The following is a 15,636-nucleotide window of genomic DNA, read 5'->3' as shown; positions in this document are numbered from 1 at the left end:
CGGAGGGCTGCTTTTTTTGATGGAGGAAATAGCATGACATATTTTATGGCAGGAACACAGCTGGCTGGCGTGGAGCGGCTGATGCGGGAAGGGGGAAACTGCTGCTCTGAAAACCATTTGAGAGACCAGGCTGCGGCCGGTTTCTTTCTGACCAGGATCTCCCGAAAGGCGGCTGATACGTATGAGGAACAGTTAGAACAGCTGAAGGGGCGGATACCGGATAAAGAGTTTGGCTGCCGTATGGATGAAATGATTCGGGCAGTCAATCTGAAACAGGAAATATATCACAATGAGAACCATAAAAGACATTTTGAACTGCTAAAGGAATATCCCGGGCTGGTTCCATTAAGGGAAAAGCCGGCATATGCGGCTGGCTTGTTTCTGCTTTCTGCAGACGAGAAGCTTTGGAAGGCCTCCAGGGATGCAGTAACTCCGAAAGAGATTCATTTTCTGGATATCCATATGGAGGGAGCGGGAATTGATGGGTATGTCCTGTTTCATATGGCCCGGGATTTTTATTATGGGACGGATTTTGTTAAGCTGTCAGATCTTAACGATGAAGAACTGGTGGAGGAGTCAATCTTTCGATTAATTATCCATGCCGGATTGATCCGGGAACTGGGACTTCATAATATTCCGCCCTGTCGTGGGTCTGGTACCAGTGAGGAAAAGACAACTGTCAGAAAGACCGGATCGTGAGGTGAGGAATACATTTGAATAGTATTATCAGTTGGATCGGTGGAAAAAAGGCGCTGCGGGAATTGATTTATGAGAGAATACCTCCATCCTACAGCAGATATGTGGAAGTCTTTGGCGGTGGAGGCTGGGTGCTGTTTGGTAAGCCGCCGGATCAAATGGAAGTCTATAATGATTATAATTCCAATCTGACAAATCTGTTTCGGTGTGTCAGGGACCGGCCGATGGCATTTTTAAAAGAACTCGGTTTTCTGCCGCTGAATGGACGGGAAGAGTTTGACTTTTTAAAGCAGTATTTAAGCAGAGAACCGTTACAGAGTTCATGGCTGAAAGAGGAAACGGAGATTGCCAGGCATTACTTTTCCGATTTGGAATATCAGGAACTGGAACCGTTGTTACGAAAGAATAATACAGTGGATGAAGTAAAAAAGGCGGTGGCTTTCTATAAACTGATCCGTTGCAGCTATGGGAGCGGCTGTACTTCCTATGGCTGTCAGCCATGTGATATCCGCAAAATGCTTGAGCTGGTCTGGTGCGGAAGTTTAAGGCTTAAAAACACAGTAATAGAGAATAAAGATTTTGAGGCGCTGATTCATCAGTATGACCGGACCGATGCCTTTTTTTATTGCGATCCGCCGTATTATCAGACGGAAGGACATTATGAGGTAGAGTTTAGAAAAGAAGATCATTTTCGTTTGAGAGATACGCTGAAGGAGGCACAGGGGAAATGGCTGGTTTCTTATAATGACTGCGGATTTATTCGCGAACTGTATCAGGGCTTTCGGATAGAAACGGTGAAACGGCCCAATAACCTGGCGCAGCGGTATCACAATGGAGATGAGTATGAGGAACTGTTTATTTCGAATTATGATACGACAGAACGGGTAAGAAAAATGCCCCGGCAGATCGGGCTTTTCGACGATGGGAGTTACCGGGGAATGTGGGAGAGTTAAGATCAGAGATAGGATGGAGGAATCATATTTGGACAGGAGTAAGGAGAAAAATCAATCAGATGGTATGCAGTTAATCAGTGATGTGGCCGTAGATGAGTCGCCGTTAAGTATCCCTGAATCATTGCTGGAGGAAACAGGAATTGATAGAGACGCAGATTTGGACGTGGTCTGCCGGAAAGGGAGCATCACAATTACAGAAGCTGATGAGCCGGATATTTTAGTGCCAAAGGCTATCCTAAATCTGTGTGAAGAATTTGGCATTTCGCCGGAAAAAGTGAAAACGATTATGAGAAGGGAGGGGCTGTATGAGAAGAGGTAAGGAGATTTACCGCCTGGTAGACGGAAGAGGCCGTGTCTACCTTCCAAAAGAAGTTCGGGAACTGGCTGGGATTAACTGTGGTGATATTATTAAACTTGCAGCGGACCAGAGAGGAAGAATTGAAATCCAGAAAGCGGTCCTGATTGAGATGGGGGATCAGTCCGGAGACGCAATGGAGGCATACGTAAAAGCTGCGGTAAAACAGATGCCTGGGCCGAAATTGTTGAGTCTTATGGCAGAACTTGCTGAAATGATGCAGACGGAGACTGGAGAAGAAAACGGATATGTGAAATAGTTTTAGGAAATTTACCGTTTGATGGAAAAGGAGGTGACACTGTGGGCGGAATAAAGGTCAAAGACGGGATCATTGAGTATTTTGGAAATCTTGCGGGGTACGTAGAAGGCGATAACGCTGTCGTAGATACGATGTTTGAAAACGAAATGCTGAAAAAATACCTAGCTGAGAGAAAACAGTTGAACACTATTTGGGAACACGGTGTGTATGACCGGCTGATGACAGGGGGACAGATGGGGGAAGGAGAGGCTAAACGGCTCAGAAACTGCCGTATTTATCAAATGAAAGCGGAGTCTCTGCCGGAAAAGAAGTTTCTTGATTATGAGATGTTAAAAAGGGGGTATGGGGAACCGGAACGAACGGATTACCAGCTGGTGTATCAGAGTCAAATGGATACGAATGATTTAGAAAAAATCTATGACCGGTTCGATCAGGATTATAAGGACCTGCCGCCAGGGTTTTGTGGAAGACCTATTTCCATCTCTGATATTATTGAACTTTATGATTCATCTGGAAGCCAGTTTTACTATGTAGACCATTATGGTTTTCAAGAAGTACCGTTTGAAAAAGGACAGACAGAAACCTTTGGGTGTCAGGAACCAGCGGCGATATAACATGAAAATGGAGGACGAGAAGATGCCAGAAGCCAGTATGAGAAGACCAGAACAGAAGATGAAAACAGAGATGACCTTTAAGGCATTTAATACAGCGGGATATCTTGCAATTGCCGATGTAGAAGTAAATGGATTGTTTACGATTCGGAATGTCAAGATCAGGGAGGGCGATTATGGTCTGGATGTCGTTATGCCAAGGATTAAAGAATGGAATCTGGGCCGTTATAAAGATGCCTGTTATTTTAAGACAAGAGAATTGAGAGATGAATTTGGCCGCTCTGTTGTACAGGCGTATGAACAGTACATGGGCCAGGATGAAGAGTTTGAATACGAAGAGTATTATGAGGATGAAACCGACTTAGAAGAAGAGGATGAGGAAGAAGAACCGGTGCCTTCGGACTCTGATTTTTCAGAAGAGGACATGGAATCAGAAGGATTAACTGCCGGGGAGTCGGCGGAAGAAGAGAATCTGTTGATTGGGAGCCAGGAAATGTAGGCAGAAAAATAGAAAGGAGATTCGTCTATGTTTAAGAAAATTGAAACTGCGGCTGTGAAAACCGCAATCCGAATTTACTCGATTATCCAGGATAAAAGTGCAGAAAATTTCATTGATTCTGCATTATTTTCTTAACTACAGCAACACTATATAAATGTATACGATATAGATAGTGGTTAATCCCTTTAAACATAAGGGATTGGCAGGGGAAATGGTTTAGACGGAGACGCTGGTTTATTCCCTGTTTCATGTACACGATATAAACTATAAGGAAAGAGGTAGAACCCTATAAAAGAGAAGATGAATTCCATTAAGATAAAAACAATGAAACTGTATGCAAGGACAAGCGGTATCCTGGCAGACAACAGAGGGGAAGGCTACATTGACACAGCCATTGTCATATTGATATCGGTAGTGCTCGGCGCTTTACTGCTGGCTGGATTATACGCTTTATTCGGAGACGTTGTCCTCCCTGAATTAACAAGGCGTATTCAGGAAATGTTCAATTATGCTGGATAGAGGAAGTAAATGGCATGGATTCATGGTATAGTTAGCCTGTGCCAGAAGCGCGGGAAGGATAAACCATGGAAAAACGATTTCAGGTAAAACGGTTTCTATTTGAAACCACAGCTGGAGATGAGGTCTGCCGCTATATGTTGACAGACCGGCTTCTCCCTTTGCTGGCACCAAATCAGTATATTGAGATGAAGAGCATCAATAAACTTGGTACAGGAAAAAGTTACGCCTACAAGCTGTGCGTATACTTTAACTTTTTGCATGAGAAGCAACACACGAATTATGAGGCGGCAACTAACAAACAGGTTCTTGAGTTTGTGGATCATTTGATTTACGGGGATAAGGAAAATCTAAGAATATTGAGTCCACAGGAAAGTTTCTGTTACAGCACTCTGTCCGGCTATGTAACCGCCATAACAGACTTTTACCGATGGCTTGACCAGACCTATGGCAGTGGGATGGTGTTTTACGAAGGAGAGCGCAGATGCCGGCCACAGTCCTATCTGTATGGACAGATCTACACTTACCAGTATAAATACCTGATTAACCGGATGCTGCCCGATGTAAAAGGAAGCAGAGAATATATTAAATGGTATACAGATAAAGAGAAAGCGCTCCTTTGCAGCGGTTTTCATACGCTGCGGGATGAGGCGGTGTTCCGGCTGACGCTGGAGGGCTTTCGGATTGATGAGGTGCTGAGTATACGGCTTGGTGATTACCGGGAAGTGGAACGGCTGATACAGCCTTCACGCTCCAAGAGGAGACAATCTGCGGTCAGTGGGTATGAGAACAAACTTCGAACTGTTCGGATAGGGGAAGAGACGGCAAAGGCACTGAACGATTATCTTTTTGTGGAACGGCCGTCTGCTGAAAATGAGGGCGGTATCATCAGTGACTGGTTATTCCTTACTTTACGTGGGAAATCGGCGGGACAGCCGCTCACTTATCATAACTATCGCAAAAGCCTTAAAAACTGTGCAGAACGTTGTGGCATTTCAGCAGTAGGTGTCAGAACCCATAGCGGCAGGAGCACGAAGGTGATGGAGGTATTGGAGCATAACGCATTGCATCCGGAGCAGGAAAAATCAGACATTCAAATCAAGGCTCTGTTTGGCTGGTCGCAGATTGATTCCATCCAGCCATATATGAACCACAACAGCGAGATTATGGCTAATGCCGCATACAGACGCCATAGTAAAAAGGATGGTGACAGTAATGATTAAAATAACACAGAGAATCACTGCTTCTGCTGTCTGGGATATCGAGGGAACAGAGGTGCGCCTTCCGTATCGGAAGGTATATCCGGAACCCGTAATGAGGAAGAAAATTGAGGACTACAGGAGTGCTTTGGAAAGCAGGACTTACGAGCAGGACAATACTGGACTTTGCGAGGCGTTTACTGTTTTTGGAGGGATTGCTTTCGTTGCAATCGGACTATCATGCAGAGAAGAGTTCCTGCGATGTTTTTCTTACTACGCAATGCAGTTTGCACGGGAGTGGGCTGATGAAGAAAAGCGCTTGAAATCTAAATACATTGGTTATGAATACGTGTTTGCAAAGATGCTGCAAAATGAAGCGGTAAGAATTCATTATGATTTCCGATATATTTTAGATCAGGCAAATGGAGGGGATTTCTGCCAGATGAACGAAGATGCTTTTGCAGAGTATTGGATACCGGTTATATTGCCGCTCATGAAAAGCGGTTCATCGCTTGCAGAAGTGGCAAAACGGGTAGGGGATGTAAGGGTGTCCCGGTATCTGATGCAGATACCGGCTCAGACGCTTGCCTATTTTAAAAGTATTGCCGGAAGTTATACGAAAAGGCGGGAATTAATCAGCCTTACGAAAATGAATAACTTTATTTTGGGAAATGACAGCCGGACAGAGTTTGCAGGTGCAGAACCGGATTTTTTGAAGCTGCTGAAGCAGATTACCGAGGAAGAAACAGAAATACAGAGGACACGATTTATTAAGGAAAACAGGAAAGAAATGTCGCTGTACAAGGATGTGTGGATTTTATATGAAAGACATGGAACCGGTCTTAAACGGCTGACCGTGGACTTCTGTAAGGTAAATCAGCCATCATTCCGAAAAGAGATCAAGTGTTTCCTGAAGGTAAGGTTTTCAGGCCATATACGTGCCAGTGACAGAAGCTGCCTCTCCATTTTTGATGCGGTGAACCGTATTTGTGAAATGAATGGCTGCATCCGATATTTCTCTGATATAGATCATATAGACGTAAAAAAGCTGCAGTTATCCTTGGAGCAGGAGATGGATCAGTCCAAAATCATGACCATGTTCTCTGCCTGCCGAACTTTGTACCGCTATCTCTGCTCGGACGGGAATGACAGTAAACTTCCCAAACCTCATAGCAATCCGTTCGAGAGCCTGCATTTTGTCAATGCTAAGAAATACCATAAGATTACACCATATATCCCAGACAAGGTAATAGAAGAACTTTCTGACCGGTTGGAGGAGCTGGATGAGACGGACAGGCTGGTATTCCAAATATTCTCCGAAACCGGGATGCGGGCCAAAGAGGTAGCATTTTTAGAGGAAGATTGTCTTGAAACCGCTCGTTATGACGGGGCGGTGAGACTAAAATACATTCCTTACAAGACGCTAAAGGCCAGACGCTGCAACGGAATCGGCGAGTACCATAGAGTTTATATCTCGGCGGAGTTAGCAGAGAAAATCAAAAAGCAGATTACTGCCAGTGAGATACTTCGCAGAGAACATACTCTTCCTTATATTTTTCTGCATCAGAAGAAAGGTTATAAGGCTGCAATGCTGAATGTGGAGTATTTGATTACGAAAATCAACAAGCTGATTCATAAATATGAGATTTGTGATGACAGTGGCGAACTTTGGAACTTTACTAGCAGACAGTGCCGTAAAACGCTTGTGGTGAACATGATTGAGAACGGCGCTACCACCATGGAACTTGTCTATCAGCTTGGGCACTTGAACCAGAGCACAGTCATGCAGTATTACGCGGAAGTTAAATCGGCCAGACTGGCAGAAATGAATACCAGGTTTTTTAAAGAGCAGTTTCAACTATTATTATCCAATGAACAGCTTGCCACGTTCTCGGAAGAAGAGAGGCGGCTCTTATATGTTGATTTTCGTTTGGGAAAGCGCCGTGTGGAATTCGGTTTCTGTACAAGGAAACTGTGCGATGGAGCATGTAAAAGCCGCAGCCGTTCTGTTCACTGTGCCAACTGCCCACATCTGTGCACGGGAATGAAATATCTGCCATTCTGGAAGAAATTGCTGCAGGCTCAGGAAGCGCAGATGCAGGAAATAATAAAGGGTTATCAACGGGTGGAAATTGCAGATTATGAAGAATATATAGAGTACCGGCAGGAAAAACAGTTGCTGGCGGCTTATAGGAATATCGTTGAGACGATAGAGAAAAGCGGAGGTAGCTGATTATGAGTGCGATACCAAAACAGGAGTATATTGAGTATTACAGGAAATGTGAGGAAAAGCGGTACCGGGATCTTTTAGATAGTTTATCTGACAGCATTTCTTTTGACAGTGACAGGTGGATCTGCGAGAAGCGGCTTAAAAATCAGTCCCAGCTTCTGAGCAAGGTTACGATTTATTTTTCAATGGTTCCAGAGCAGCATAAAGAAATGGTGAAATACTTTGCACTGATCCGGCTGGTGGAGGGGAAAGGCGTAGGCACAGTTTGCGGAAACGTGGGAAATATTGGCATCTTTCTTCGGTTTATGGCAGATAGTTCTCTATCAGAAATTCAGGTGACAACTGCTTCCCGGTTTAAAGAATATCTGGATGGAAAAGGCTACAGTGAAAGCAGTAGAAGCAGTATCTGGTCATCCGTGGGTATTTTTCTTAACCGGATGAGTGATTTTGAAAAAACGAAACTGACGAATCCTTTTTACAATAATCCTTATCAGTCAAAGCGGCTTGTAGACCAGAAATATATACCGGAGTATGTAGCGAAGCAACTTGACCACATATTTATGGAAGAGGATATTCCTGTGACAACACGCTGTATTTACTGGCTGTTGCGGTTGATTCCATCAAGGATATCGGAGATTCTTGGGATGAAGATGGAATGTCTCAAGCCTTTTGATGGACATTACTGTCTCTTTATTCCTATGTGGAAACAAAACGGCGGGTATAAAGAGCCGATCATGCGCACTGTTCACATCGAGAATAAGGAAATGGGTGGACACTTGATTGCTCTAATTCAGGAGCAGCAAAAGATGGCAATGTCTTATCAATGTTATCTGCCGGAAGAGAAGAAGGGGGCGTTGTTTGCATACCGGTCACAGATTCTGCAAAATGGCGTCTGGTATTCGGAAAACAGATACAGTGTGGCATCATGGCCGCATTTATCCTATCAGTTAAGAGCGATTTGCAGGAGGTACGATGTACGGGAGGAAAATGGAGCGGAATATGTGGTAACTTCGCATCAGTTCCGCCATAACGGGGTTACAGACCGGCTCAGGGCCGGATTTACCCTGCCGCAGATTGCAGAGATGACGGCGCACCATGGCACGGCAATGCTGTATGCCTCGTATGCACATCTAAACCTGTTCCCGGAGACAATTGTGGAGCCAATGAAGTATCAGATAGAGGCGGAGAATCCATATGTGTTGTTTGGAGGAAGGATTCTGAACATGGATTCCGTTACGGAGTCTAGGCTGCTTAAAAATATCCGTGCCCACAGAGTGCCGGGCGGAGTATGTGCTGATGTCACTCATTGCAGGAGCGGTATTTGGGAATGCGTCAGTTGTAGGGATTTTGTGCCGGAAATGGAACAGTTGGCATATTTCAAAGAGCAGGCGGCTGATTGGGAATCTAAAGCAGAGAAATTCAGGAGTGACAGACAGCTGGCAGATAATTTTGCGGCAATAGCTGCTGGATTTAAAATCGTTGTGGAAAAATTGGAAAGAGGGGACTGGGATGGGAAGGAATAAAGGGCTGCCCAAACAATTAACTGAGAAACAGGAGCTTCTGCGCCAGCAGTCGATCAATAAGGTTTTGAGAGCGATTGAGGAGTTGAAGGCGGAGGGAAGAAGCGTAACGATTACGGCGTTGGTGGAATTCACAGGGCTTTCCCGGTCTGTATTTTCTAAAGGTCATATCAGGGAACTGCTTGTGGATTATGGATATTCCGGGATAAAGACGCAGGAGCGTAAGAAGAGTACAAAGAAAGAGAAATTGGCGGATATTGTAGCTGAAAAGGATAGGAGGATACAGGAATTGCGTGCGCAGAAGGAGGAACTGGAGAGGGAGTGCGAGTTACTGCGAGGGAGGATATTCCTTCTTATGCAGGGTAAAGCAAGAAAATAGTGGCGTAAAAATAGCAGCTTTTATTTCACGGAAATGAAAATATACAAATAAATGCAGAAATAACGAAAATAGATGTTGATTTATTCACAAAATGGCATATAATAAGATTAAGAGCGTAAAAGAGTGTGAGATGAAGGAGAGTGCCATGCTGATACAGTTTAACTTTAAAAATTTTAAATCCTTCCGGGATGAGGTATCCCTGGATTTGTCGGCTACAAAGATAACGGAGCATGAAGATCATGTGGTGGAGATGGCAAATGATAAGTTGCTGAAGGTTGCGGCCATCTATGGTGCAAATGCCAGCGGAAAGTCTAACATTTACGATGCTTTTAAATTCATGAGCTATTATGTGGAGGAATCCTTTAAGTTTGGCGGTGAAAGCGACAGCAGGCAAAAAGCAGATTCTGATTACATCAGGGTAAGCCCGTTTTTGTTTGACAGCAAGAGCAGGAGTGAGGAATCAACCTTTGAAGTGTTCTTTGTTGATAATTCGGAGAATACGGGAAAAATTTATCAGTATGGGTTTGCGCTGCAGAATGACGAAGTGGTGGAGGAATGGTTTTATTCCAAGGCCAAGACAGCGAGAAACCGGTATAAGACTATTTTTTACCGAAAAAAGGGAGAAGAACTGGAAGTAAACGGGCTGCCAAAGAGCAGTATTGAAAATATAAAGGTCGCATTAGAAAAGGAGACTCTGATTGTATCGCTAGGGGCAAAGCTGAAGATATCGAAACTGAAAAGGGTAAGGGACTGGTTTCTGAATAACGAGATTGTGGACTTCGGAAATCCCGCAGAGAACTTTTTCCGTTCTCAGGTACTGCCGAAAGGTTTTACCACCAGTAGGGAAATACAGAGCAATGTAGTAAACTATTTCGCATCATTTGATAATGCCATTTGTGATTTTAAAGTGGAGGAAGTTCAGCGGGAAATTGAAAAAGAGTCCGATCTCAGTTATAAGATTGACGCATTGCATAAGATGGCAGATTGTGATGAATTTGAATCCATTCCGTTGAAAAGTGAATCCAGTGGGACACTGAAAATGTTTGCCTTATATCCATCTTTGAAAGAGGTGCTTGATAACGGCGGAACCCTGTTTGTAGATGAACTGAATGCAAGGCTTCATCCGTTATTGGTCAGAAACATCATATTGACCTTTTTATCACCGGAAATCAACACCAACCATGCGCAGATGATTTTTACCACACATGACATCTGGCAGCTATCCAATGAGCTGTTGCGCCGGGATGAGATATGGCTGGTGGACAAGAATCAGGATGGAGTTTCTGATTTGTATTCCCTTGCTGATTTCAAAGACGAAGATGGAAACAAGGTACGCCGTGATGAAGCGCTGGCAAAGAATTATCTGACGGGCAGCTATGGCGCTATCCCTGCGCTCCGGCCTATGGAAATGTTAAAGGGGAGGAGTACGGATGGCGAATAAGAGTGGAGGAAAGCCCAGTGACCGCAGGGCCGGCAAGAGGAAAGACCGGAACCAGCGGATGGGGCAGAGAGTACCGGAACTGGGATATTACCTGATTGTGACAGACACCGAAGAGACAGAAAAGAATTATTTTGAGGGACTTCGTGACAGCATTCCGGTAGAGTTGAAAGATCGGTTGATTATTAAAGTGGAGAAAGCCAAGACGGTAGAACTGGTAAAAAGAGCTTTGGAGCTTGTCGGAAAGGAATCACAATACCGGATACCATGGATTGTATTTGACCGGGATCAGGTGAAAGGGTTTGATGAGATTATATGGACGGCGGAGAAAAACGGTGTACATGCCGGCTGGTCAAATCCGTGTTTTGAGATATGGATGTATGCGTACTTTGGAGAGATGCCTACAATCAGGGAGTCTTATACCTGTTGTGACCGGTTTGCGGACAAGTTTGAGAAGGTTACCGGGCAGAAGTATTATAAGAACGACAGGGACGTTTATCGCAAGCTGGTACAGTATGGTGATTTTGAGCAGGCGGTTGTATTGGCGGAAAGAAGCTTGAAGAAGTGTGTGGAAGATGGGAAGAAGCTGCCATCGGAGATGTGGCCGGCTTGTATGGTGCAGCGGTTGGCGGCGGAAATATTAAAGAAGACGGGTATATTTTAAAATGATGTTTAATTTGGAATCGCTTAATGACTATGAATTTGAAATATTATGTAAGGACATATTGGAGAAAATATTAGATATTGAATTATATACCTTTGCAAAAGGGAGAGATGGTGGAATTGATATTTGCGATGCTAAAACATACCCTACTATTATAGCCCAGGCAAAGCATTATTATAAAAGTAGTTTTCAACAATTGCTTTCAAGCTTGAAGAAGGAAGTAGACAGAGTTAGTGAAAATGTTAGACTAAAAAAATATTATGTATGTACAAGTCAATCATTGACGCAAAGAAATAAAAATGAAATATTCAGTTTATTCAGTCAATATATGGAAGACAATTCTTTTATTATTGATGCAAGCACAATTAATGACTTTTTGTCAAAGGATGAGAATAGGGAAATTGTTAAAAAACATTATAAATTATGGCTTTGTGCAAGCAATGTTTTATCATTGATTTCAAATCAAAATGTGTTTATTGACTGTGACGAGTTACTGGATGATATTGAAAATAGTATTAAATTTTTTGTTGAAACAAAAGCATATAATGAAGCTTTGAAAAAGTTGATAGAAAATAGAATAATAATTATCACGGGAAACCCAGGGGTAGGAAAAAGCACATTATCAAAAATGCTAATTCTAAAATTTGTAGAGGAAGGATATTCCATTAGATATACAACAGATAATGAGATTGGAAATATAAAAAATACGTTATCTTTAGATCCTGAAAGAAAAGAAATAGTTTTACTTGACGATTTTTTGGGACAGCATTACTTAAAGATAAAAGAAAGTCAACCTAATGAAATAAAATCTTTAATTGCATTTGTAAAGCGAAATATAAATAAAAAATTAATATTGAATAGTCGTATCACTATTCTTAATGAAGCACGGCAACAGTCTATTGTTTTTAATGAGTTGATGGAGCAAAGTGACATATACACATATTTGGTGAATTTAGATGATATGTCTTATGTTGAAAAGGCTAAAATTGTTTATAATCACTTGTTTTTTAATGGTATACCTGATGAGTATTATGAAGAAATAAGAAAAGAAAGAAGGTATTTGAAGATCGTTTACCATAAAAACTATAATCCTCGAATTATCGAATATGTTGCAAAGCAAAGAAATTATGGTATTTTTTCTTCCAATGAGTATTTTCAGTATATAATAGGTAAACTGGATGCACCAGAAGACGTGTGGCAGGATGAATTTCGTAACAGGCTCAATGAAGAAGACCGAATTTTAATGAACATTTTGTACTCATTAACGGATACAACAATTTCAAGAGAAATATTGGAAAAAACTTATAATAATAGAATTAAGGACGAGCGTTTAAACTCATCAATTAATATTTTTAAAAACTCTTGTTCAAGACTTACGGATTCGTTATTAAAAGTCATTGAGGATAAAGGAAATGTCAAGATTGGTACGATAAATCCTTCAGTTAATGATTATTTAAATATTAATTTGCAATCTAATGCTATTGAGCAAAGAAAAACAATAGATTCAGCGTTATATGTAGAACAAATTATAAAAGTTTCAGAGTCAGAGGAATCAAAAGAATATATAAAACAAATGATTCTAAATAAAACGATATTAAACAAAAAGGTACTTAGAAATTCTGTTTTTTACTATTATGTAAACTTATCGTTTAGACTTAAAATTTTCTCGGTAGATATCATAGATATAATGCAAATTTGTTTTGAGAGAATTTACGAAAACATAGCGTATTCTGAAAAAGAAGATTATGGAAATTTACTATTATCTATTATAGAAAGCGACTTTGTTAAATTTTATAATCTAATACCTATATTACAGAATGCAGATAAAATGGCGTTTCTAGTTGAACCTCTAAAATTTGAACAATTAAAAGAGTTATTAGAAGCCTTATTAGAACAAGATATTTTTTCAAATGAAATCATACTTGGAATGGAGGATATGCTTAGCTTAGCAATTAGAACAAAAATTAGTATACAAGTTAAATCAGATGCGGATGATGTCTTAGGGGAAATTGTAGCATCAAAAGTCGAGGAATACGATGATGAAACCATTGAAAATTATAAGTCAGGAGATACATCCGCTTTAGAAGAGGAGGTATGGGATGGTATACAAGATGCAATGCTTGAAAAAGTAAATGAATTATTAGAGGAAACCAAAGAAATTATCACTATCCCAATAGATGAATTTGATTTGGCTTTTACAAAAGGATATTTCGATATAAGCGGGGCTATAAGTGCTCAGATATCAGAAAAGGAATATTACGATTATGAGGAATGGAAACAAGAAAGTGGAAAGTCTGATATTGATATTATAAAAGAAATATTTGAGAGATAAAGTATATGAAATGGGGGAAAACGATGTTACAGTCGAAGTTAGTTAAAATGGAAATTTATAATCTAGGTTGTATTGGAGCAGAAGGATTAACTGTTAAGTTGGATAAAATGTTATGTTTGGTGGGGCCCAATAATACTGGAAAATCTACGGTACTTAGGGCGTATGAGTTAGCAGTTAGCGGTGCTGATATTAAGGAAAATGATAAGTGTAAATTATCATCAGAATTAGATTTACCTACAGTTATTTTACATGTACATATTCCTAAAGGGATGGCGAATATTGATGAAAAGTGGAAAGAGCAGATTGATGATCTTCTAATTGTTAAAAGCAAATGGGTATGGGGAACAGATTGCAAAGCTGTAAGAAGCACATGGAATCCTGAAATACAAGAATATGATACTGATGCAAAAGCTAGTGGATTGGATACGGTATTTTCAAGTAGATTGCCAATTCCTTTTAGAGTGAATGCACTGGATAATCCATTAGAAGAGACAAAACAGTTATTAACATTAATATTGCAGCCATTAGAAGCAAAATACAATGCTATTTTGAAAGATCAAAATTCCGAATTAAGCATGCATTTGGGAAGATTACAAAAATTAATTAAAGAACCTCTTAAGGACGAAATGGAAAACATCTCCAAACTAAATAAAAAAATAAACAATGCTCATAATAAAATATTTCCTAATCTTAAGATAGGTTTAGATTTGGATATTGCAGATATCGTACTAAATCCACTTAAGCAGTTAAAGGAAAAATCCAATATTCTTTTTTCAGAATGGGATAATAGTGTAGAATGGTCTCAACAAGGTACTGGTTCTCAAAGGGCACTCTTTTGGGCATTATTACAAGTGAGATCTGAGTTAAAGACAATTGATGATATAAAGAAAAAAAATTCAGCGGAAGTTATAGCAAAAAAGAAGACCTTAGCAAAGTTACAGAAAGAGTATACTAATGCTAAAAAAGAAGATACAAAGGAAGAAAAGAAAAAAGCAATATTTGTGGTGGAGGAAGAACTTAAAGCTTTAAATAAACCTATCGATGATATGCTACGGGAACAAAATGATAGTGTTATTTTGCCAAGTTATATGCTTCTGATAGATGAACCGGAAATAGGATTGCCTCCTAATGCCATAAGGGCGGCCAGTGAGTATCTGTATTCTCTGGCAGATGATGATATGTGGCAAGTAATGCTTACAACTCACTCACCGCAGTTTGTAAATCCGTTGGAAGATCATACAACTATTGTAAGATTAGGAAGAAACTCTGTATATCCTTCTCCTAAAACATACTGTACAGATACAATTAAATTTGAAGGGGATGAAAAGGAAAGACTTGGAATAATATCTCAATTTGATATGGATATAGCAGAAATGTTTTTTGGTCAGTACCCGATTTTAATTGAGGGAGATACAGAATATACGGCATTTGAATATATTATGCGCCAGAAAAGGGATGAGTATTCTATTGCGGAAAGGCCATTATTGGTAAGGGCGAGAGGAAAGTATACATTTATTCCAATAATTAAAATGCTAAAGCATTTTAAAGTTGACTTTTCTATAGTTCATGACATTGATTTTCCATATAATAAGAATGGACAAATAAGCAGCTCATGGGATGCCAATAGACAAATAATAAATTTAATTAACGATTGCAGAGCAGAAGGTATTACAGTGAATCATAAAGTATCGTTACCTGGTTTTGAAATGCAATATGTTTCTTTGCAAAAGAATGAAGATGGAAGTATTAAACTACCAAGTTCAAAAGATAAGCCGTGGAAAATACTTCAGGCAATGAAAAAACAAGAAGTATTTGATAGAATAGAAAAGTTATTTATAGATTTATTAAAAAATGAAAATTGTATAGTTACCGTAAATCCAGAGAAATATTTTGAAAATATTATTCAAAAGTGGGCAGATGATAATAATATTCAGGATATAAGAATACAGGGAAAGAAGAAATAGAAAAATAAAATAGTTGGATAG

The 15,636-nt window shown here is 40.4% G+C and carries 15 protein-coding genes; all 15 read left to right on the top strand.

Features of this window, described 5'->3' with window-relative positions; translation table 11 throughout:
* The first annotated feature begins 33 nt into the window (after positions 1–33).
* On the top strand, positions 34–699 hold the full coding sequence (locus DFR60_RS22595; RefSeq protein ID WP_110324914.1) for a hypothetical protein: 666 nt from the start codon (positions 34–36) through the stop codon (positions 697–699).
* Positions 700–713: 14 nt separating this feature from the next.
* Positions 714–1,649 (top strand): DNA adenine methylase, encoded by a 936-nt coding sequence (locus DFR60_RS22590; protein ID WP_110324913.1) that lies wholly within the window; start codon positions 714–716, stop codon positions 1,647–1,649.
* Between the two features lie 28 nt (positions 1,650–1,677).
* Positions 1,678–1,968, top strand: a complete 291-nt coding sequence (locus tag DFR60_RS22585; RefSeq protein WP_146218626.1) for a hypothetical protein — start codon at positions 1,678–1,680, stop codon at positions 1,966–1,968.
* Positions 1,955–2,263, top strand: a complete 309-nt coding sequence (locus tag DFR60_RS22580; protein ID WP_110324911.1) for an AbrB/MazE/SpoVT family DNA-binding domain-containing protein — start codon at positions 1,955–1,957, stop codon at positions 2,261–2,263. The genes DFR60_RS22585 and DFR60_RS22580 overlap by 14 nt, the downstream gene beginning before the upstream one ends.
* Positions 2,264–2,304: 41 nt before the next feature.
* Entirely contained in the window at positions 2,305–2,877 is a 573-nt protein-coding gene (locus DFR60_RS22575) for a YodL domain-containing protein (RefSeq protein ID WP_110324910.1), read from the top strand.
* A gap of 22 nt (positions 2,878–2,899) precedes the next feature.
* The gene (locus DFR60_RS22570) at positions 2,900–3,373 is read left to right on the top strand and encodes a septation protein SpoVG family protein (protein WP_167437691.1); all 474 of its coding nucleotides are present in this window, start codon (positions 2,900–2,902) and stop codon (positions 3,371–3,373) included.
* Positions 3,374–3,697: 324 nt separating this feature from the next.
* Entirely contained in the window at positions 3,698–3,892 is a 195-nt protein-coding gene (locus DFR60_RS22565) for a DUF6133 family protein (protein ID WP_490393324.1), read from the top strand.
* A 65-nt stretch (positions 3,893–3,957) separates the two neighbouring features.
* Positions 3,958–5,112: a tyrosine-type recombinase/integrase gene (locus tag DFR60_RS22560; protein WP_110324907.1), complete on the top strand. Its 1,155-nt coding sequence runs from the start codon at positions 3,958–3,960 to the stop codon at positions 5,110–5,112.
* Positions 5,105–7,321: a site-specific integrase gene (locus tag DFR60_RS22555; RefSeq protein WP_167437690.1), complete on the top strand. Its 2,217-nt coding sequence runs from the start codon at positions 5,105–5,107 to the stop codon at positions 7,319–7,321. Before DFR60_RS22560 ends, DFR60_RS22555 begins: the two co-directional genes overlap by 8 nt.
* Before the next feature lie 2 nt (positions 7,322–7,323).
* Entirely contained in the window at positions 7,324–8,841 is a 1,518-nt protein-coding gene (locus DFR60_RS22550) for a tyrosine-type recombinase/integrase (RefSeq protein WP_110324905.1), read from the top strand.
* The gene (locus tag DFR60_RS22545; RefSeq protein WP_110324904.1) at positions 8,828–9,217 is read left to right on the top strand and encodes a DUF6262 family protein; all 390 of its coding nucleotides are present in this window, start codon (positions 8,828–8,830) and stop codon (positions 9,215–9,217) included. The genes DFR60_RS22550 and DFR60_RS22545 overlap by 14 nt, the downstream gene beginning before the upstream one ends.
* Positions 9,218–9,362: 145 nt before the next feature.
* Complete coding sequence (locus tag DFR60_RS22540) at positions 9,363–10,658, top strand: AAA family ATPase (RefSeq protein ID WP_110324996.1); 1,296 nt, start codon at positions 9,363–9,365, stop codon at positions 10,656–10,658.
* Positions 10,648–11,319: an RloB family protein gene (locus DFR60_RS22535; RefSeq protein WP_110324903.1), complete on the top strand. Its 672-nt coding sequence runs from the start codon at positions 10,648–10,650 to the stop codon at positions 11,317–11,319. The genes DFR60_RS22540 and DFR60_RS22535 overlap by 11 nt, the downstream gene beginning before the upstream one ends.
* 1 nt (position 11,320) lies before the next feature.
* Positions 11,321–13,651, top strand: a complete 2,331-nt coding sequence (locus DFR60_RS22530; protein WP_110324902.1) for an nSTAND3 domain-containing NTPase — start codon at positions 11,321–11,323, stop codon at positions 13,649–13,651.
* A 23-nt stretch (positions 13,652–13,674) separates the two neighbouring features.
* Complete coding sequence (locus tag DFR60_RS22525; RefSeq protein ID WP_146218625.1) at positions 13,675–15,615, top strand: ATP-dependent nuclease; 1,941 nt, start codon at positions 13,675–13,677, stop codon at positions 15,613–15,615.
* The last annotated feature ends 21 nt before the right edge of the window (positions 15,616–15,636 follow it).

This window comes from Hungatella effluvii, from assembly GCF_003201875.1.
GTDB classification, from domain to species: domain Bacteria; phylum Bacillota; class Clostridia; order Lachnospirales; family Lachnospiraceae; genus Hungatella; species Hungatella effluvii.
The sequence above is the reverse complement of the archived record's forward strand: the minus strand, read 5'-3'. Positions and strand labels throughout refer to the sequence as shown.